Consider the following 18,154-nt stretch of genomic DNA (forward strand, 5'->3'; position numbering starts at 1 on the left):
AGCGACGTTTAATAATATACCATGCCTATGATTCAGCGTCAACACTTTTTTTGAAAGAATATCCTCGATGATATACTTCCTGCCCTTTGGTCTCTATTTGAGATACTTCAACAAAGCCTTTTTCCGTCAGGTAATCAAGCATGACACCAAGATCTTGGGTGAAGTGCACCAGTTCAGGGTGCTGAAGCAATTCTCCAAACTGCCACATTTCTTTTTCTTTCATCACTTGAAAAAGGTGCGCAGAACCGATTTCAGCTTTTGAATGGATGAGAAAATCATTTGCTAAGAATAATAATTCGAGTCTTTTCTCCAAACTTTCGTGACTCTCGACAAGTTCGGAATATAGCTTATATACCTGCGGCTCAATGTGACGGACCTGGTTCCAGACTGTCGTTTCGGGATAAAACCCCCGGTCAATCACTTCTATGCGGGCCAAGTGGTGAAGAGCATGCACTACCGCATAATATGCATCCAGAAAATGATCAGCTTCAAAAAACGCTTTTCCTTCTACAAATCTTCTGATCAGCTTGCCGTATTCCATTCCGATCTTTAATTTCCGCTCGGCGAAAGGAAAAGTGCTGAGCCGGTCATTGAGTTCAGATATATATTCATTGCGGTCAAACAGCACTTTGCCGTTGATGATCCAATCTATGACTCTTCTATTGGTCCCAAGCAGAATCCATTCCTGAAGCAGAGCATCCGTTACAATATGTAAAGAAGCGGTTTTTTGTTCGAATTCATAATGCTTTATAAAAAGAGGTTCATCAGCCTGTTTGACAATGACAAGCATGACCGCATCAAAGTTATCCGTGATGGATGATGCTTTACTCCTTCTCTCAATCATAAGGACGGCCAGCGTATCGGGATGACTTGCTCTTTCTTGGTAAATTGGACGGAGAAGATTGTCCATTACGATTCCTCCAATGCGATTGTTTCACTAGCTATTGTTTCTACATTTCTATGATAAAACATGAAAGTCCTTTTTTCTAAACACATTGCACTATTATAACAAATTTCCTTTCAGGTTCCATATTTATTCTTCCCTTTTCTTACGAAAACATGAAGAATATGCCATCTGTTTTGTGCTATAGTTAAACGAGAGGGGGATGGACATGGCGAAATACTCAAGCAAAATTAATAAGATCAGAACGTTTGCGTTAAGTTTGGTTTTCGTTGGGTTTATCATTATGTACATCGGGCTGTTCTTTAAGCAGTCTGTTTTGCTTGCCAGCTTGTTTATGATTCTCGGCCTGCTGTCGATCGGGCTCAGCACCGCCGTTTATTTTTGGATCGGCATGCTGTCCACAAAAGCGGTCCGGGTGATGTGCCCCGCTTGCGAGAAAGAAACGAAGATTCTGGGCAGAGTGGATATGTGCATGCATTGCAGAGAGCCGCTTACATTGGATAAAGGATTGGAAGGCAAAGCGTTCGATGAGTCTTATAACAGAAAAAACAGTGTAAAATAAACGAAGCTGACCGTATCAAAGCGGTCAGCTTCGTTTAGTGGTTTTCTTTTTTGGAACATTCTTGGCAGACGCCGTAAATCTCCAAACGGTGGTGGCTTACCTTAAACCCCGTGACGTGAGCCGCAAGCTGTTCCACTTCGTCAAGCCCGGGATAATGGAAGTCTACGATTTTTCCGCAGCTTTCACAAATGGCGTGATAATGGTCAGAGGTGACAAAGTCAAATCTGCTGGACGCATCTCCGTACGTCAGTTCCTTTACAAGCCCCGCTTCCCGGAATACACGCAAATTGTTATACACTGTCGCAACACTCATATTAGGGAATTTCCCTTCCAAGGCTTTATATATATCGTCCGCTGTCGGATGTGCCATAGAATCCACGAGATATTCCAGAATGGCATGACGTTGAGGAGTAATCCGGACTCCCGTATCCTTCAACGTGTCTAAGGCTTCTTTTAATTCATGTGCAGCCATCCGTCATGCACCTCTCTTCTAAAAAAGATTCTTACTTTATAATGTTTATAATTAGTGTACATCTTTTTCCGGTCTCCTGTCAAATGTAATCTGAAGAAAACCCCGTGAGTTCAGCATTTGTCCATTAATTAGACGCAATTTGTTCCAATTCTCGAAGCGCCTCGGCAACGTGATCTTTCACTTTTACCTTTCTCCACTCCTTCACAAGACGGCCTTCTTTATCTAACAAAAAAGTGGATCGCTCGATACCCATATATTCTTTCCCAAAATTCTTTTTCAGCTTCCACACATCAAAAGCTTCCGCCAATTTGTGCTCATCATCAACGAGGAGCTGGAAAGGAAGATCGTGTTTTTGCTTAAATTTTTCATGTTTATCACGGCTGTCAGGGCTTACTCCGATAATAACCGCATCAAGTCCCGCGAAACTTTCGTGCTGATCACGGAAATCACATGCTTCCGTCGTGCATCCGGGTGTCATGTCTTTCGGATAAAAATAGAGAACGACGTACTTCCCTTTAAAATCCGTCAATGCTACTTCTTCCCCGCTGTCATTCACTAATTTCATATCCGGTGCTGTTTGTCCGATTTCAATCGTCATTTCTTATACCTCCGGGTTTTTTATTAAGCGTATCCAATTCACGTTAAGATTACAACCGTTATCCTTCCGCTCTTTTCTGGAAGCATGAACCGTTGTGCTCGCAATGAAGCATGCTACAATAGAACATGATGTAAGGAGATATTAGGAGGGTCATTTTTTGTATACAAAATCAGTTGAACTTCATAAGGAAGCGTTAGAGCATATCGTCGGAGGCGTGAACAGCCCGTCCAGATCCTATAAAGCGGTAGGCGGCGGTTCACCCGTTGCGATGGAAAAAGCGAACGGCGCTTATTTCTGGGATGTAGACGGGAATCAGTATATCGATTATTTAGCGGCTTACGGCCCGATTATTACCGGACATGCCCATCCGCATATTACTGAAGCGATTAAAACAGCGGCTGAAAACGGCGTGCTGTACGGGACGCCGACCAAACATGAGGTCACTTTCGCCAAAATGCTGAAGGAGGCCATTCCTTCACTTGATAAAGTACGATTCGTAAACTCAGGCACTGAAGCGGTAATGACAACGATCCGGGTTGCACGCGCTTATACAGGCCGGACAAAAATCATTAAATTCGCCGGCTGCTATCACGGCCATTCTGATCTCGTACTTGTCGCTGCGGGTTCCGGTCCGTCTACGCTCGGCACTCCTGATTCCGCCGGCGTGCCGAAAAGCATCGCCAATGAGGTGATTACCGTTCCTTTCAATGATATTGAAAGCTACAAAGCCGCGCTGGATAAGTGGGGTTCAGAAATTGCAGCGGTTCTCGTCGAGCCGATCGTCGGCAACTTCGGCATCGTTGAACCTGAAGAAGGATTTTTAGAACAGGTAAATGAATTGACCCATAAAGCGGGCGCGCTCGTCATTTATGATGAAGTGATCACGGCGTTCCGTTTTATGTACGGAGGCGCGCAGGATCTTCTTCAAGTGAAGCCTGATTTAACGGCGCTCGGTAAAATTATCGGGGGCGGCTTGCCGATCGGCGCTTACGGAGGCAAAAAAGAGATCATGGAGCAGGTTGCTCCGCTCGGCCCGGCATATCAAGCCGGCACAATGGCCGGAAACCCGGCATCTATCCTATCAGGCATCGCCTGCCTGGAAGTGCTGAAGGAAGAAGGCGTTTATGAGCGGCTTGATGAGCTCGGCGCCAGACTTGAGCACGGCATTCTCGCCCATGCGGAGACACACGGCATTACCATCACCGTCAACCGTTTAAAAGGCGCGCTCACGGTTTACTTCACTGATGAAAAGATCGTCAATTACGAGCAGGCGGAAAATACGGACGGAGAAGCATTCGCCAAGTTCTTCAAGCTGATGCTTGAGCGCGGCATCAATCTCGCTCCATCGAAGTATGAAGCTTGGTTTATCACAACCGCACATACTGAAGAGGATATCGACGCCACTTTACAAGCCGTTGAAGATGCGTTCAGACATATGAAAAAATAACTGCTGAAACAAGCGGGAGCCCGGGGCTTCCGCTTTTTCTTTTTGTCCGATTTGTGAGATAATGGTTTTTTCAAAAAAAGACCTTGAATAATCGGTATGATCCCTGTATATTACTTTATTGTTTAGCAAATCAGCCGACAGGGAAATGTAAGTGTCAGCCGTTCGTTCGGCACATAATTTATTAGAGAAAGGAATGCACGCACAAACCAATGAAACTTGGTGCCCGCATTTTTAAAACAGGGATTGCGATTACGCTCGCGCTCTACTTAGCATCATGGATCGGACTTCCGTCGCCGATCTTTGCCGGGATTGCAGCCATATTTGCCATACAGCCCTCTATTTACAGGTCTTTTCTTATCATTATTGATCAGGTTCAGGCAAATATCATCGGCGCTGTCATTGCTACGGCATTCGGACTGATTTTCGGACCGAGTCCGATTATGATCGGATTGACCGCAGTGATTGTCATCACGATCATGTTAAAACTGAAAATTGAACACACCATTTCGATTGCGCTCGTGACGGTTATCGCAATTTTAGAAACACCGGGAAACAGCTTCCTGACGTTCGCTCTGATACGAACAAGCACCGTTATTTTAGGCGTGCTGTCTTCTTTTATTGTGAACCTTGTGTTTCTTCCGCCGAAATACGAAACGAAGCTGACTCATCATACGGTTGAATATACCGATGAGATCATGAAATGGATCAGGCTGACGATGCGTCAGTCCACGGAACACTCGATATTGAAAGAGGATATTGAGAAGCTGAAGGAAAAGATGATGAAGCTTGATCATACGTACCTTCTTTATAAAGAGGAGAGAAGCTACTTTAAGAAAACGACGTATGTAAAGTCGCGCAAGCTTGTATTGTTCAGACAGGCGATTATTACGGCGAATCGGGCGCTTGATACGCTGAAAAAGCTGCACCGCTATGAAAACGAAATTTATCATATGCCGGAGGAATTTCAGGAGACGCTGACAGAAGAAATTGATTATCTGCTTCATTGGCATGAAAGGATTCTGATGCGGACGGTCGGCAAGATCAAACCGCATGATGACGATGCTGAAGAAAGCATAAGATATAAACAGCTTTTGACGAAGTCTTTCTTGAAAAATCAGCAGAACTGCGAGGATGAACTGCTTGATTACAATATGCTCAGCATTATGGCTGCGGTTGCGGAATACCGCGAGCAGCTGGAGCATCTCGATACATTAATTACGAGTTTTCAGACATACCACCCGAAAGACAGCGAATTAGAAACAGACGATGATGAGTAACCCGGTGCTCTAGATAACCGGGTTTTTTTGCATTAAAAAAAACGTATGCCGCCCATTCGGACGGCATACGTTTTTGTATCAGTTCAAATTCTGAATCGTAAATAAGTGTCTGTACTGGCCGCCTTGGGCCATTAATTCCTCGTGCGTGCCGGTTTCGACGACAGCGCCGTTTTCCATGACGACAATTTTATCCGCGTGCGTAATCGTGGACAGCCTGTGGGCGACGATAAATGTCGTCCGGTTTTTCGCAAGCTTTTCCATCGCTTCCTGAATGTAGTGTTCACTTTCCAGATCAAGAGCCGATGTCGCTTCATCCAAGATTAACAGCGGCGGATTTTTTAAGAATACACGCGCGATGGAAATCCGCTGTTTCTGCCCGCCTGACAATTTGACGCCCCGTTCGCCGACTTTGGTTTCATAGCCTTCGGGGAAATTCATAATAAATTCATGGGCATTTGCCGCTTTCGCAGCCGCAACCACCTCATCCAGAGACGCTCCCGGTTTACCGATGGCGATATTTTCACGAATCGTCTCACTGAACAGAAACGTATCCTGAAGCACCATTCCGACTTGATTGCGGAGGCTTCTCGCTTCATAATCGCGAATATCTGTGCCGTCAATCAGCAGGCTGCCGCCGGATACATCATAAAAACGCGGTATGAGGCTGACAAGCGTCGATTTACCGCCGCCGCTCATCCCGACGAGCGCGACGGTTTCCCCTTTTGTCACCTTTAAGGAAACGTCCTGCAAAATCGTTTCTTTTCCTTCCTCATAACGGAACGAGACATTTCGGAATTCAACTTCGCCCTTAATGCCGTCAGCTTTTACTGCATTCGGTTTATCAGTCAGTTCATACGGCTCGTCGATAAATTCAAATATGCGGTCCATTGAAGCGATCGACTGGGTCAGCGTCGTCGATGAGTTGATCAATCTTCTGACCGGATTGTACATTCTGTCAATATAGCCGACGAACGCAACCATCGTCCCTACCGTCAGCGGACCGTTTATGACAAAATAACCCGCAAACGCGATAACGAGCAGCGGCGCCAAATCCGTAATGGTATTCACGACTGCAAACGTTTTTGCGTTCCAATTCGTATGACGGATCGCTCTGTCCAGAAAATGTCCGTTTTTTTCATCAAAATTGGCTTGTTCATAATCTTCAATGGCAAAACTTCTGATGACGGGCATCCCCTGAACTCGTTCGTGCAAATGTCCCTGAACTTGGGCGAGTGCCTGAGAACGCTCCCGTGTCAGTTTTCGGAGACGGCCGTAAAAGTATTTCACTGAAATTCCGTATAACGGAAACAAAATGACAGATATCAATGTCAGCTTGACATCGAGTGTAAACATAATGCAGATGACGATCAGCACCGTCATCATATCAAGCCAGATATTCATCAGTCCCGTTATGACAAAGTCTTTTGTCTGTTCGACATCATTTATCACCCGGGAAATGACTTCGCCCGTTCTCGTGTTGGCATAAAACCTCAGGCTCAATTTTTGAATATGATCAAACAATACTCCCCTGATATCATAGAGCACCCGGCTGCCCGTCCATTGCGCGAAGTATTGCCGATAGTACTCTACCGGGGGACGCAGAATTAAAAACAGCACGAACATGATGCCCATTATCGTGAATAGCGATGATGTTTTAGCGCTTGCCGTTCCGCTCCCTTGAATAATGTCATCGACCACGTATTTTAACAGAAGCGGGAGAGCCAGCGGGATGGAGAATTTTATGATGCCGATTAACACTGTGATTAAAATTTGTTTTTTATAAGGTTTTACAAATTGCATATAGCGTCTGATTACGCCCACACTTTATCCCCCTCTCTCTTTAAGGCGTGTGAGCCCATGTGAAAAACCTGTTGACACCCCAACAGGTTTTTTATTGTATTCTTTATTTTGTATAGCGCAGATACCGTTCATACCACATATCAACAAATTCCGGAGCAAACGGTCCTTTCCGCTGATGAATCCAGTGCAGCAGCGTATTCAGATACTCCTTCAGAATGCTGTCGATCTCTTTAGGGTAATTCATTGATTTGCGGTGGTCATCGTATTCATCCTCGTCAAGAATGTTATACGTCATATCCGGAAACACCTTGACATCCAAATCGTAATCAATATATTTGATGGCCTCTCCGTCATAAGCGAACGGCGAGCTGATGTTGCAATAATAGTGTACCCCGTCATCTCTCAGCATTCCGATGACGTTAAACCACTGACGGGCATGAAAGTAGCAGATCGCCGGTTCTCTCGTCACCCACGTCCGTCCGTCGGATTCCGTCACCATTGTCCGGTCGTTGGCTCCGATGATACACAATTCCGTACTTTTTAAAATCGTCGTTTCATTCCAAATTCGATGAAGCAGCCCGTTATGCTTATAGCTGTGAATTTGAATGGTTTCTCCTTCCTTGGGATATCCCATATTTCTCCCCTACTTTCTGTAAAGCCCTGCAGTCAATGCAGCCGCAATTGCTTTCCGACAAGTCTTTTCACTATTATAACGTTACGAATTAAAAAATGAAAATAAAAGAACCACTCCGCTTCCGGAATGGCACATTCATTTCTGCACATAGGAAGACGGCTTTTCCGTGCTGCGATAAGACTGGATGACTTGCTCTGTCTGCCTTTGGAATAACTCCTGTATGCCGGCCAGGTCTTTTCGCTTTGTCGCAATTTCGTCCTGTACATTGTCCAGCTTTGCATCTCTTTCCAGACTGATGAGTTCCGCTTCCACCTGCCGGCAGCGGTCAAGTTCTGACTGCAACTCGAGAAGCTGATCCATGATTTTCATCTGTTCACTTACAAGCTTTTCAAACTCTGACATCGGGTTCCTCCTTAGGCTTTTAGGTTGATACTCCTTACCATTTCGATTTTACGCCGGAAAACCCTTTGACTCATTCTGTAGAGGAATCACAAGTTTTGTCGTTTTGGCAACAGAAAAAAGCACTTCCATCCGAAGATGAAGTGCTTTTTCGTTTCAGTGATTAGCTGTTTTGCTGTTTGTTTTGTTCAGCAGATTGGTTTTGCTTTCTAACCTGCTGCGCATCAGTTTCACTGCCGAATTCAGTGCCGTATTGACCCTGACCGGAAGCTGATTGCTGGTTTTGTCTTTTCACCTGCTGAACGTCTGTTTTGCTGTATTTTGAGTTTGCCATTGTTATCACCTCCACGCACTTTAGAATGCGCAGGAGACGATAAGGCTATTCATCTTTTTTTAAAACTTATACGAGCAGAGAACGTCCGCCGTCAATAATGATGGTCTGGCCGCGGATCATGTCCGCTTTTGAAGAAACTAAAAACTCCACCGTATCGATCATATCTTTAATTTCGACCATTCTGCCGGCCGGCGTATTTTGGCGGGCATCTTCCAGCAGTTCATCTCTGTTAGGGAAATGCTTCAGCGCGTCCGTATCAATCGCTCCGCCTGACACCGCGTTTACGATGATATTTTTCGAAGACAGCTCAACCGCCAGATAACGGGTTAACGATTCTAAAGCGGCTTTTGAGACTCCGACCGTCGTATAGTTTTCAAGATAGCGGATGCTGCCGAGCGAGCTGATGCTGACGATGTGGCCGCCTCCGTTTTTCTCCATCATCTTTGCCGCTTCCTGGGCGCAGAAAAGCAATGCTTTCGCATTGATATTCATCGTCCAGTCCCAGTGTGTTTCTTCGAGTTCCATGACCGGTCTCAGCACGCCTGAAGCCGCATTATTGACGAACACGTCCAGTCTGCCGAATGTTTCGTCAATCTGGCGGAACATGTCTTTGATTTTTGCCGGCTGGCCGACATTGGCTTTAATGACGAGCGTTTTAACGCCGAGTTTTTCAATTTCTTCGGCGGTTTCTAATGCCGCTTTTTTACTGCGGGCGTAATTGATGACGATGTTGTATCCTTTTTCCGCGAGTCTGATGGCGGCTGCTTTCCCGACGCCTCGGCTGCTTCCCGTGATCAGTGCGCATTTATTTTGTTCCATTTTTCCTCAGCTCCTTGCTGTGTATAGTTCTTTTCATTCAACAAACAATAAAAGCAATATGTGTTGAAAGGGGTCTTTTATATGTATGTCGGACGTGATATGGGCGAATTGGCCATGATGCCCAAAAAAGATTGGAGAGATTCAGAGCTCGCCTATTTCCATCATGCCTTCCAGCAAATTATGCCGTATTTAAACGAAGAAGGCCAGTCCAAATACCGGGAACTGATTCAGGAAATCGAAGCCCGCGGCGGACTGAAACGGAATGAAGCGGATTACGGCCACGGCACTCGCGTCAGCTATGACTGACGCTTTTTACAGGCGGCCGCTTTCTTCCGCCATTTTCCATATCTTTTGATGGGAAACGGGAAATGCGTATTCCTCGAGCTCCTCTTTTGTGACCCGTATGAATTCCGTTGTATCCGACACTTGTTTTACTTTACCGAAAAAGACCGAAATATTCCAGACGAGATGGGTGAAAACATGTTCTACGATACCTTCCAGCTCCCCGATTTCAGCGGTTGTTCCCATCTCTTTTTCTAAATAGGCTTCAAGCTGCTCTCTTTCGGTTTTGATTCCTTTCTGGGTTTCGGTATTCGGAAACTCCCACAAGTTGGCGAGCAAGCCTTTTGGCGGCCGTTTATGAATATAGACATCGTCTTGATCGTCTGTCAGCACAACGGCTGCCATTGTTTTTATTCCGGGCTTTTTCTTTTTGCTTTTAACGGGCAGCTCCCGCTCTGTCCCTTCCGCAAATGCCGAGCAGTGCTTTTGTACGGGGCAAAGCAGGCAGGACGGCGATTTCGGGGTGCAGATGATCGCGCCGAGCTCCATTAAACCCTGATTGAATTCAGATGGTTTTTCATGAGAAATGAAAGCGGATACCGCCTGTTCGAAAATGGTTCTGGTTTTAGGTTTTGCGATATCGTCCCATATGGAAAGAATTCTCGACATGACACGCATCACATTGCCGTCTACGGCGGGGATCGGTTTGTTGTATGCGATGCTGAGCACGGCGCCTTTTGTATAAGGGCCGACGCCTTTCAGTCCGCCAAATTCCTTTTCCTCGGCAGGGACGACTCCCCCGTACCGCTCATGCACTTCTTTTACGGCACTTTGCAGATTTCTTACACGGGAGTAATAACCCAGCCCTTCCCAGGCTTTGAGCACTTTTTCCTCATCGGCTTCAGCGAGCGCCGAAACGGTCGGAAATTGCTCAACAAACCGCCGGAAATAAGGGATAACGGTTTCTACGCGCGTCTGCTGCAGCATCACCTCTGACACCCACACCCGATACGGGTCCTGATTTTCTCTCCACGGCAGAATTCTCTGTTCTCTTTCGAACCATGTAATTAAGTCCTCGCGAAATTTGTCTATATCTTTTTGTTTCATTTTTTCTTCAAGTGCGTTCATATCTTCTCCTCAGATGTTTCGGGTTCCGCTTTTCTTGACACCGTATTTTGGTGTAAACTTAGGGCACGTTACGATAATATGTTACATTAAATAGTGATAAAGAAAAAGCGGAAACATATGAGAACGGCGGATAAACGCCATGATTGGGCAAACAGAAAATGGGGAATATCTTATAATGCGAAATATGCGGGCGACTGATTGTTAACGCCTGCTAGGAGGTCAACAATGGATACTGGCACTCACGTTGTCATGGGTATCGCGCTTGGCGGAATCGCAACTCTTGATCCTGCCGTCGGCATGCACACCCCCATGTCTCAGGCAGTTATGATCGCCGCTCTTGCCGGCTCTCAGGCACCTGATATTGATACCATATTGAAGCTGAAAAATAATGCCGTTTATATTCGAAATCATAGAGGGTTCACGCACTCCATTCCCGCCGTTTTATTTTGGTCCGTTCTGATTCCGGGTATTTTGTTTATGTTTTATCCGGAAGCGAACTTTTTGCACCTGTGGCTGTGGACGCTTCTCGCTGTCGTTTTGCATGTGTTTGTTGACATTTTTAACGCGTACGGCACGCAGGCCATCCGCCCGTTTTCGAGAAAATGGATCGCTCTCGGTTTAATCAATACCTTTGATCCGTTTATTTTCGTCAGCCATTTGGCCGCGATTGCCGTGTGGTATATCGGAGGTCATCCGGGCGTGACATTTCTGATGCTTTATATCATCCTCACAGGATATTACGCCGTCCGGTTTTTGATGCAGCTGCGGATAAAGCGAAGGCTGCGCGAAATGATTGAAGAGGAGATTGAAACCATCATTATTTCGCCGACGATGAAATTCAGGCAGTGGCGTATCGCCGTGACGACGGCGCATGCCTTTTATGTCGGCAGAAGCCTTGACGGCCATGTCGTGATATTGGATACATTCAACCGCGTGCCCGTTCCTGAAACCGATGTAATGAAGGCCGCAAAACAGGACGAAAATATTGCAGCCTTTCTTTCATTTTCCCCCGTTTACAGGTGGGAGGTCGATACCTTTAAAGATCATTATGAGGTGCGTTTTATTGATTTACGCTACCGGAGCAAAGGCCACTATCCTTTTGTCGCCATCGTCCACCTCAGTCATGATTTAGAGCTTCTCTCTTCTTACACGGGCTGGATTTTCAGCGAGGAAAAATTGCAGAAAAAATTAAAACTCGGCTCTGTTTAAGAGCCGGGCTTTTTTTGTCTTCTCACATATATAGCCGCAAACACGAGGCTGATCACCGATAGAGCGGCCGCGGGTTTAAAAAACGGCGGGTAATACGTTAATTGAATATCGTTTTTTCCTTTTTGCGCTTTAAATCCGATGAAGGAATAATCCGCTTTTTTAATCTGCTCTTTCCTGCCGTTTATCTTCAGCTCCCAGCCTTTTTCATATGGAATCGGAAGCATGATATACGGCGCGCGGGTTTTGTTATCATACGAGATATGAAGCGTATTTCCGCGCCAGCTGAGATCGGCCCGCAGTTCTTTTTCCGCTTTTCGGTATGCGCTTTTCAGCGTATCGTATTGTTCTTCATAAAGCGCCAGTCTGTCAAGCTGATACGATCCTTTCGGCAGACGGATTTGGATGTTTTTTGTTTTCGGCACTCTGACAGTAAGATCGTTGACACCTGTTTTGTAAATGGATTGATTCGATTTTCTCGTTGTCGTGTAATCGTTCACTTTTAATGTAAAGCCCTGGTCCTTCGCTTTATTCTTCAAATAAAAGCTGACGTAATAATCGCCGCCGTCCATCTTAGCGGCTTGCGGCGTAATGATCAGGCCGCCGCCGTCTTCGTTTACCGTCAGGATGCCGTTATGATAATCGCCATGTTCGGCCGCTACCTCTGCATGGCGGATCATATTTTTCGCCTCAGTCGCTTTTTTCGTGTTGGTTGTGCTTGATTCCATGACGATCCCGTCAAGCATTGCCCGTTCCCTGGCAAGGGCGGGCGCTTTTTTCAGGCCGCCCTCGTTATACACGCGATCGGCTGTCCGTACGAACGGAAGCATATATTGATTTTGATAAACCGCATAATGGGTTGATTCCATGATTTTTTTGAACCCGTACGGCACGCCGGCCTCGTTTGTTTTTTCCGTCATATAATATTTTCCGTAAAGCAGGCTGTATAAATTAGCCCTGTTTCCTAATGTCGCATAGCGGCTGACGCTTTCTCTGCCCATGTCAATCTGGAGGTCGTGCCAGTAAAAGGACAGCAGATTGCGGTTCAGTATACTTGAGTATACGCTGAATCCGTTGAACCCGTATATGATCGGGGTGTTATTGAAAACACCGTTCATCCAATCTAAACGGGCAAACGGATCAGGGTCTTTTTCTTTCAGGCGCTGAATGAGCTCTGATTGCTCTTTGCCTTTATAGTCAGCACCCGTCATAAATGTATGCGATACCGTATAAATCTTCCCGCCTTCTGATAAAGCATATTTTTCATATGTATTAGCCGTAAGCACCGCCGTAAGCAAAATGACGGCATAGACGGCGGGCACCGCGCCTTTCAGTCTTGTCTTTGCTGCAAAGAAAGCGGCTATGCTCAGCACCAGAAGAAGGATGACGGGCAGGTTGGCGTGATCAGAAATATCCAGACTGTACCGCCTCACCTGGCTCCAATAGAGCAGAACGACGAGTACGGCGGACATCAGCATACTCTTCATGCTGATGTCTGAAAGCTTAGAAAGCCCGGCTGAAACCGTTCCGGCAATCGTGAAGCACAGGACGTATTCAAACCTGTTCTGCGGAGCTGAAAAACCGTTAAAGGCACTTGCCGCGAACGGACTGAAGTGAAACAGAATATACAGCAGACTGATTCCCGCAAACAGCCGGAACAAGCGGTTTTTGTATAAAGTAAATGTAAATAGAAAAAGCAAAAAAGCCGCCGGCAGGATGATTATCCGGCTAGAAAATAAAATGTTGTCGGAAAAATCAAGCCATGCAATATGCTCTGAATACGGAGGCCGCAGATTATGAAGGTATCCGTATACGACAGGAATAAAGGAAACTGCGCTTATGCCGAACCCGAGAAGGCCCGACAGAATAAATATCCTGCATTGAGTGAGCCTTTCCGCCTCATTGCCTTCAAGGGGGATCACCCACCTGAATAAGATATAAACGCCGATGAAAATCAGATTAATATACGCAAAATAAAAGTTGTTGATCAATGTCAGCGCACAGGCGAAGATAAACCACGCCGGCTTTTTTTCCCGGATGATTTTTTCCGCGCCCAACACAAGCAACGGCAGCCACACCATACTGTCAGTGAAAAAGTCCCAATATACCTCATGCCGGAAGTAGATAATCGAGACCCCGTACAACACGGCGCCCGCAAAAGCAGGCACCGTCCGTTTGACGAAATAACGGAACACACACGCCGCTGTGAATATGATCAAACTCTGCTTGGCGATGCTGATAAAAACGGAGGCCTGCGCCCAAAACAGCGCATCAGCCTCACCCGTCAGCTGAATAAGCTGCAAAAAGCGGACAGCGGCGGAGATAAACAGGAATAGAAAAGAAGTAGAGAAATAATAGCCGAGCTGACTGTACACGCCCCCGCCCAGTCCGAACGAATAGCTGTAAAACAGCCTGCCGTTCATATATTGATCAAACAGCAGCTTTTTGAAGACCGCCATTTGGGCGATCCCGTCTCCAGACCCCGTCATATAGCGGCCTTGCGACCACTCTTTTAAGAAAAAAATATGAGCGGCTGCCGCAGCCAGCACACAGGCTGCCGGCAAGATCCATTTGTTTTTTTTCATACAACGTCCCCAGACCCTGCGCACAGCGGCGCCTGTTTAATGGTTCCACTTGCGCTTTTTTGTATAATTCGTTTCATTTTGTTCTCCGTACGTTATATTCGCTTCTTTAATTAAATAGTGCGGGCGTTTTTTTGTTTCATAGTAAATCCGGCCGATGTATTCTCCGATGATGCCGAGACTCAAAAGCTGGATGCCCCCTAAAAACAGCACGGCGGAAATAATGGTGAAGTATCCGGGTACGGACACGCCGTGTGTCAGAATATGAACAAAGGTCGTTACAATATAAACCATCGACAAAAGCAATATCAGAATACCGGTGAAAAAGCATACCCTAAGGGGCTTGTTGTTGAAGGAGACGACACCGTCCATTCCGTAGTTGAACAGATTGCTGAATGACCATTTGGACGTGCCGTTCTTCCTTTCGACATTTTCATAAAATACGATTTTCTGGTCAAACCCGATCCAGCAGAACAGCCCTTTCGAGAAACGGTTTCCTTCACTCAGCTTCAAAAGGGCATCAACGGCCTGCCGGCTCAGCAGGCGGAAATCTCCGACCCCGTCACGCAGGTCCACTTCGACGGCTTTGTTGATAAATTTATAATACAGGGAAGAAAGCACGGAACGCACGGGGCTGTCCCCTTTTCGGTTGCGCTGCGCGATGACTTGGTCATACCCTTCTTCATAGCCTTGAATGAAGTCTTTCAGCAGATGGGTCGGATGCTGCAGATCGGCGTCCATCACGATTACCGCTTCGCCCTGCACGTGTTCAAATCCTGCCAAAATGGCCGCTTCTTTCCCGAAGTTGCGGGAAAAAGATATGTATTTGACGCGATGGTTTCTGGCGGCCAGTTCTTTAATCTGCTGAAGGGTGTCATCCGCGCTTCCGTCATTGATGTAGAAAATTTCATAGTCATAATGAATCGTCTGAAACTCTTTTTTTAAAGATTCATGGATGAGCTTGACGTTGTTCCCTTCATTGTAAGACGGAATAATAATTGAGATTAACCTTTGTTTCATGAAGGCACCTTCTTTGTATTATTCTTTTTTTAGGACGGCCTTAAAGGAATTGTCCGCAAAACTTCAGTAAGGCTTTTCCTTTTTTTAATGACGTTTAAACCCTTTTTTTGTTACAGGGAAAGAAAATTTTTTCTGCATATGATTTATATTTTGTCATGTTTTTCGGCAGATATGAGAAAAAAAAGAAAAAGTCTGTACGCGGGACAGACTTTATTGCTGAAGGTATTCATGAATCAAATGGCTGACAATGCGCGGTTTTTCGTGAATGACCCAATGTGAGGCATCATCTATGAAGATTAAGTCGCCGTTTGGAATCATCCGTTTTGTTTCCTTGGCGAGCTTTTTGCTCAGCGCTCGGTCATTGACGCCCCATATTAATCGGTACGGAACGGGCATTTTAAGCGGAACGGCAGGGCCTAAACCGCCGGCTCTGATCGCCCGGTACCAGTTCAGCATCGCCGTGAGCGCTCCTTTTCTGCCCCAAGCTTCTTTGTAGCTGTCGACATCTTCCCGTGAAAAAAGCGCCGGGCGTTCAGATAAGCCGATCGCGTGATCCAATACGCGGTAATCGTCTTCAGACAATCTCCGTTCCGGCTTTTCCGGAAGCTGAAAGAACGCGATATAAGAGCTTTTCTTCCACTGCGGCGGGTAGAACGGTGTGACCTTCCGCATAACCGCCGGGTGCGGGATATTGACCGTGATCAATTTTTCAACGTATTGCGGCCGCGTGGATGCCAAATGCCAGGCCACGGCTCCTCCCCAATCGTGGCCGATGACGACGGCTTTGTCATCTGTAAAATGAGTGATCAGCCCGATAATGTCGTCTCTGAGCGTATCAATGGTATAGTTTTCAATGCCCTCCGGTTTGTCACTGAGATTATAGCCGCGCTGATCAGGCACGACAACATGGTATCCGGCATCCGCCAGCGGTTTGATCTGGCTCTTCCAGCCGTACCAGAATTCCGGAAACCCGTGCAGCAGCACCGCCAAAGGACCGTCTTTCGGACCGGTTGAAGCCGTGTGCAGCGTCACTCCGTTTGTTTCGATCATGTGAAACGTAATGTCATTCATCGATTCTCCTCCCCGTTTGTTTCAATCTTCTTTCTGTTAAGACGATGATCAGTACGCTGATCGCAATCAATAATACGGCCTGAACGATCAGGGCGAACGGCTGAGTCAGCCGGATAAGCAGGCTGCCCGCAAATCCAGCTGCCGCCGATATAAGGCCGAACAAAATCATGAGAAGCGCACTGAATCGATTGCCTTCTTTCCACTGCGACTCATCCGCCATAGAGCGCTTCGTCCGATATCCGTACAGGCTGTTGATCGACTTCGGCGGAAAAAATGTGACTAAAATGCCGGCCGCAGCCATCAGAAGGCCGCCGATCACCATTATCATATCCCTCACTCTCCTTTTCATCTTTTACGAAAGGAAAGGCGGAAGGTTTCAGAAAAAAAGCAGGCTCATTCGCCTGCCTGAATCTTTATTTTTGAGTTAAGTCGGCCGTTTTCACATAACCTGCTTTCCCGCCGTATGTGACGTACGCCCATTTACGGTCAAACCCTCCGTCATGGCTGAACCCCCAGCCGAGCACATTGACGGTTTCACCCGCTTTAACGGACCCTTTTTTGCCGGTTTCCAAAGTCGGCGTATAAAAAGCGGTTTGTTTCGCGGTCACCGCCTTCACCGGCTGCTTCATCAGAAAATGCGTGGAAATATAGGCTTTGTGCCCTTTGTAGTCAATCTCAGCCCAATCTGCTCCTTGAAGCCGTTTAACCTTTACGGAATCCTCTGAACGAAGCGTGCCGATAATCGACCCTTGTTTATTTGGTTCTTTGCGGACGTTAAGTTCTCCTGCTTTCACGATATATGTATCTGCTGCGGTGTCTATTTTTGTCTGGTGAACTGCTGCGGCATTCGCTGCCGGATCGAAAAAAACGGTGCCTGCGGCTAAAAATAAGCAAAGTCCTGCGGCCGGAATAAATGCGGTTAACCCCTTTTTCAAGTTCATTGTGGTTCCTCCCCGCTATTTTATAAGTTATTACACATTTCCACATTCCGCCGGTCGCCAAACATGATTTTCCTATTTCTTTTATAAAAAAAACCGCCGGACGATATCCGGCGGGTGCACTGCTATGTTAATGCAGGAGACCCCTGCTTTGATCCAAATAATGAGAAACGTCTTCCCGAACGCTCTGGAACATATGGAGCTTACTGCCGTATGATTCGATCCATTCCTTGACGACGCGTTCCGTCATTTGCTCTCCTTGATACGGGCGGCCGGCTTTTGCGTAAGTCGCTTCGAAATCTCCCCATAAAAGCTCAACCCAAGTTCGCGCTTGCAAATAGCTGAGCATGTCATTTTTCTCAAGCAGCAAATTCGTCAGTTTGTCGATATATGTATTCATGTCTCTGTCTCCTTTCCTTGGGAAAACCTGCTGCTTTTACGCAGCTTGTCACAGGCATATACTAACTTTACGTCTTCAGTCCAGAAGGCGCAACCTTTTGATATTGGCCGAGGGGGAAAACAAATGGTCCGGAACAAGGCAAAAGGATTTCCTAATCAGAACAATAATAAGTTTGAAGGCGAACCGCGGGCAAAGGATGACTACGCTTCTAAACGGGCGGACGGTTCAATTAATTCGCACCCGCAAGAGCGCATGAGAGCTTCAGGCAGACGATAACACAT

20 protein-coding genes and 1 pseudogene are annotated in these 18,154 nt (G+C 46.5%); 6 read left to right on the top strand and 15 right to left on the bottom strand.

Annotation, left to right across the window (positions count from 1 at the left end; translation table 11 throughout):
* Nucleotides 1–25: 25 nt before the first annotated feature.
* Nucleotides 26–910 (bottom strand): nucleotidyltransferase-like protein, encoded by an 885-nt coding sequence (locus tag D5S11_RS14995; RefSeq protein WP_007408569.1) that lies wholly within the window; start codon nt 908–910, stop codon nt 26–28.
* A 202-nt stretch (nt 911–1,112) separates the two neighbouring features.
* Between D5S11_RS14995 and D5S11_RS15000 the strand changes: the two genes are divergently transcribed.
* Nucleotides 1,113–1,466 carry a YgzB family protein gene (locus tag D5S11_RS15000; protein WP_007408568.1) on the top strand — a complete coding sequence of 118 codons (354 nt, stop codon included), beginning with the start codon at nt 1,113–1,115 and terminating at the stop codon, nt 1,464–1,466.
* A 34-nt stretch (nt 1,467–1,500) separates the two neighbouring features.
* Here D5S11_RS15000 and perR read toward each other — a convergent pair whose 3' ends face one another.
* Together perR and bcp are read right to left on the bottom strand one after the other, a co-directional pair.
* Nucleotides 1,501–1,938 carry a peroxide-responsive transcriptional repressor PerR gene (gene perR, locus D5S11_RS15005; protein WP_003155465.1) on the bottom strand — a complete coding sequence of 146 codons (438 nt, stop codon included), beginning with the start codon at nt 1,936–1,938 and terminating at the stop codon, nt 1,501–1,503.
* 124 nt (nt 1,939–2,062) lie between these two features.
* Nucleotides 2,063–2,536 carry a thioredoxin-dependent thiol peroxidase gene (bcp, locus tag D5S11_RS15010; protein WP_003155466.1) on the bottom strand — a complete coding sequence of 158 codons (474 nt, stop codon included), beginning with the start codon at nt 2,534–2,536 and terminating at the stop codon, nt 2,063–2,065.
* Nucleotides 2,537–2,693: 157 nt separating this feature from the next.
* Here bcp and D5S11_RS15015 point away from each other — a divergent pair, with 157 nt between their 5' ends.
* Nucleotides 2,694–3,983, top strand: coding sequence for a glutamate-1-semialdehyde 2,1-aminomutase (locus D5S11_RS15015; protein WP_053104685.1), 1,290 nt, complete (start codon nt 2,694–2,696; stop codon nt 3,981–3,983).
* 209 nt (nt 3,984–4,192) lie between these two features.
* Complete coding sequence (locus D5S11_RS15020; RefSeq protein ID WP_007408566.1) at nt 4,193–5,260, top strand: aromatic acid exporter family protein; 1,068 nt, start codon at nt 4,193–4,195, stop codon at nt 5,258–5,260.
* A 78-nt stretch (nt 5,261–5,338) separates the two neighbouring features.
* On the opposite strand, the gene D5S11_RS15025 is transcribed toward D5S11_RS15020, so the two are convergent.
* From D5S11_RS15025 to fabL, 5 genes and pseudogenes are all read right to left on the bottom strand, one after another.
* Nucleotides 5,339–7,081 carry an ABC transporter ATP-binding protein gene (locus D5S11_RS15025; protein WP_007408565.1) on the bottom strand — a complete coding sequence of 581 codons (1,743 nt, stop codon included), beginning with the start codon at nt 7,079–7,081 and terminating at the stop codon, nt 5,339–5,341.
* 82 nt (nt 7,082–7,163) lie between these two features.
* On the bottom strand, nt 7,164–7,694 hold the full coding sequence (gene ntdP, locus D5S11_RS15030) for a nucleoside tri-diphosphate phosphatase (RefSeq protein WP_003155475.1): 531 nt from the start codon (nt 7,692–7,694) through the stop codon (nt 7,164–7,166).
* 135 nt (nt 7,695–7,829) lie between these two features.
* Nucleotides 7,830–8,096, bottom strand: coding sequence for a YgaB family protein (locus D5S11_RS15035; protein ID WP_003155476.1), 267 nt, complete (start codon nt 8,094–8,096; stop codon nt 7,830–7,832).
* A 160-nt stretch (nt 8,097–8,256) separates the two neighbouring features.
* Nucleotides 8,257–8,409 (bottom strand): annotated as a pseudogene (locus tag D5S11_RS15040) (gamma-type small acid-soluble spore protein); the annotation flags it as partial.
* Nucleotides 8,410–8,493: 84 nt separating this feature from the next.
* On the bottom strand, nt 8,494–9,246 hold the full coding sequence (fabL, locus tag D5S11_RS15045) for an enoyl-[acyl-carrier-protein] reductase FabL (RefSeq protein WP_032870733.1): 753 nt from the start codon (nt 9,244–9,246) through the stop codon (nt 8,494–8,496).
* A gap of 81 nt (nt 9,247–9,327) precedes the next feature.
* Between fabL and D5S11_RS15050 the strand changes: the two genes are divergently transcribed.
* Nucleotides 9,328–9,552: a hypothetical protein gene (locus D5S11_RS15050; protein ID WP_007408563.1), complete on the top strand. Its 225-nt coding sequence runs from the start codon at nt 9,328–9,330 to the stop codon at nt 9,550–9,552.
* A gap of 6 nt (nt 9,553–9,558) precedes the next feature.
* Here D5S11_RS15050 and mutY read toward each other — a convergent pair whose 3' ends face one another.
* Nucleotides 9,559–10,656: an A/G-specific adenine glycosylase gene (gene mutY, locus D5S11_RS15055; protein ID WP_032870730.1), complete on the bottom strand. Its 1,098-nt coding sequence runs from the start codon at nt 10,654–10,656 to the stop codon at nt 9,559–9,561.
* 225 nt (nt 10,657–10,881) lie between these two features.
* On the opposite strand from mutY, the gene D5S11_RS15060 reads away from it, so the two are divergent.
* A complete protein-coding gene (locus tag D5S11_RS15060) occupies nt 10,882–11,865 on the top strand; it encodes a metal-dependent hydrolase (protein WP_012117123.1) in 984 nt (327 codons plus the stop codon).
* Here the strand turns inward: D5S11_RS15060 and D5S11_RS15065 are convergent.
* The 6 genes from D5S11_RS15065 to D5S11_RS15090 form a co-directional block, all read right to left on the bottom strand.
* Nucleotides 11,862–14,447, bottom strand: coding sequence for a YfhO family protein (locus tag D5S11_RS15065; protein ID WP_108725086.1), 2,586 nt, complete (start codon nt 14,445–14,447; stop codon nt 11,862–11,864). The genes D5S11_RS15060 and D5S11_RS15065 overlap by 4 nt on opposite strands.
* A gap of 36 nt (nt 14,448–14,483) precedes the next feature.
* Nucleotides 14,484–15,464: a glycosyltransferase family 2 protein gene (locus D5S11_RS15070; protein ID WP_003155484.1), complete on the bottom strand. Its 981-nt coding sequence runs from the start codon at nt 15,462–15,464 to the stop codon at nt 14,484–14,486.
* Nucleotides 15,465–15,674: 210 nt separating this feature from the next.
* Nucleotides 15,675–16,535: an alpha/beta fold hydrolase gene (locus D5S11_RS15075; protein WP_032870726.1), complete on the bottom strand. Its 861-nt coding sequence runs from the start codon at nt 16,533–16,535 to the stop codon at nt 15,675–15,677.
* Nucleotides 16,528–16,863, bottom strand: a complete 336-nt coding sequence (locus D5S11_RS15080) for an SdpI family protein (protein ID WP_007408558.1) — start codon at nt 16,861–16,863, stop codon at nt 16,528–16,530. Before D5S11_RS15080 ends, D5S11_RS15075 begins: the two co-directional genes overlap by 8 nt.
* A gap of 85 nt (nt 16,864–16,948) precedes the next feature.
* Nucleotides 16,949–17,476: an SH3 domain-containing protein gene (locus D5S11_RS15085; protein WP_108725087.1), complete on the bottom strand. Its 528-nt coding sequence runs from the start codon at nt 17,474–17,476 to the stop codon at nt 16,949–16,951.
* A gap of 127 nt (nt 17,477–17,603) precedes the next feature.
* Nucleotides 17,604–17,873, bottom strand: coding sequence for a YfhJ family protein (locus tag D5S11_RS15090; RefSeq protein ID WP_003155492.1), 270 nt, complete (start codon nt 17,871–17,873; stop codon nt 17,604–17,606).
* Between the two features lie 123 nt (nt 17,874–17,996).
* On the opposite strand from D5S11_RS15090, the gene D5S11_RS15095 reads away from it, so the two are divergent.
* Entirely contained in the window at nt 17,997–18,149 is a 153-nt protein-coding gene (locus D5S11_RS15095) for a small, acid-soluble spore protein K (RefSeq protein ID WP_003155495.1), read from the top strand.
* Nucleotides 18,150–18,154: the final 5 nt, after the last annotated feature.

It is taken from the genome of Bacillus sp. L75, from assembly GCF_003676355.1.
GTDB lineage: Bacteria > Bacillota > Bacilli > Bacillales > Bacillaceae > Bacillus > Bacillus velezensis.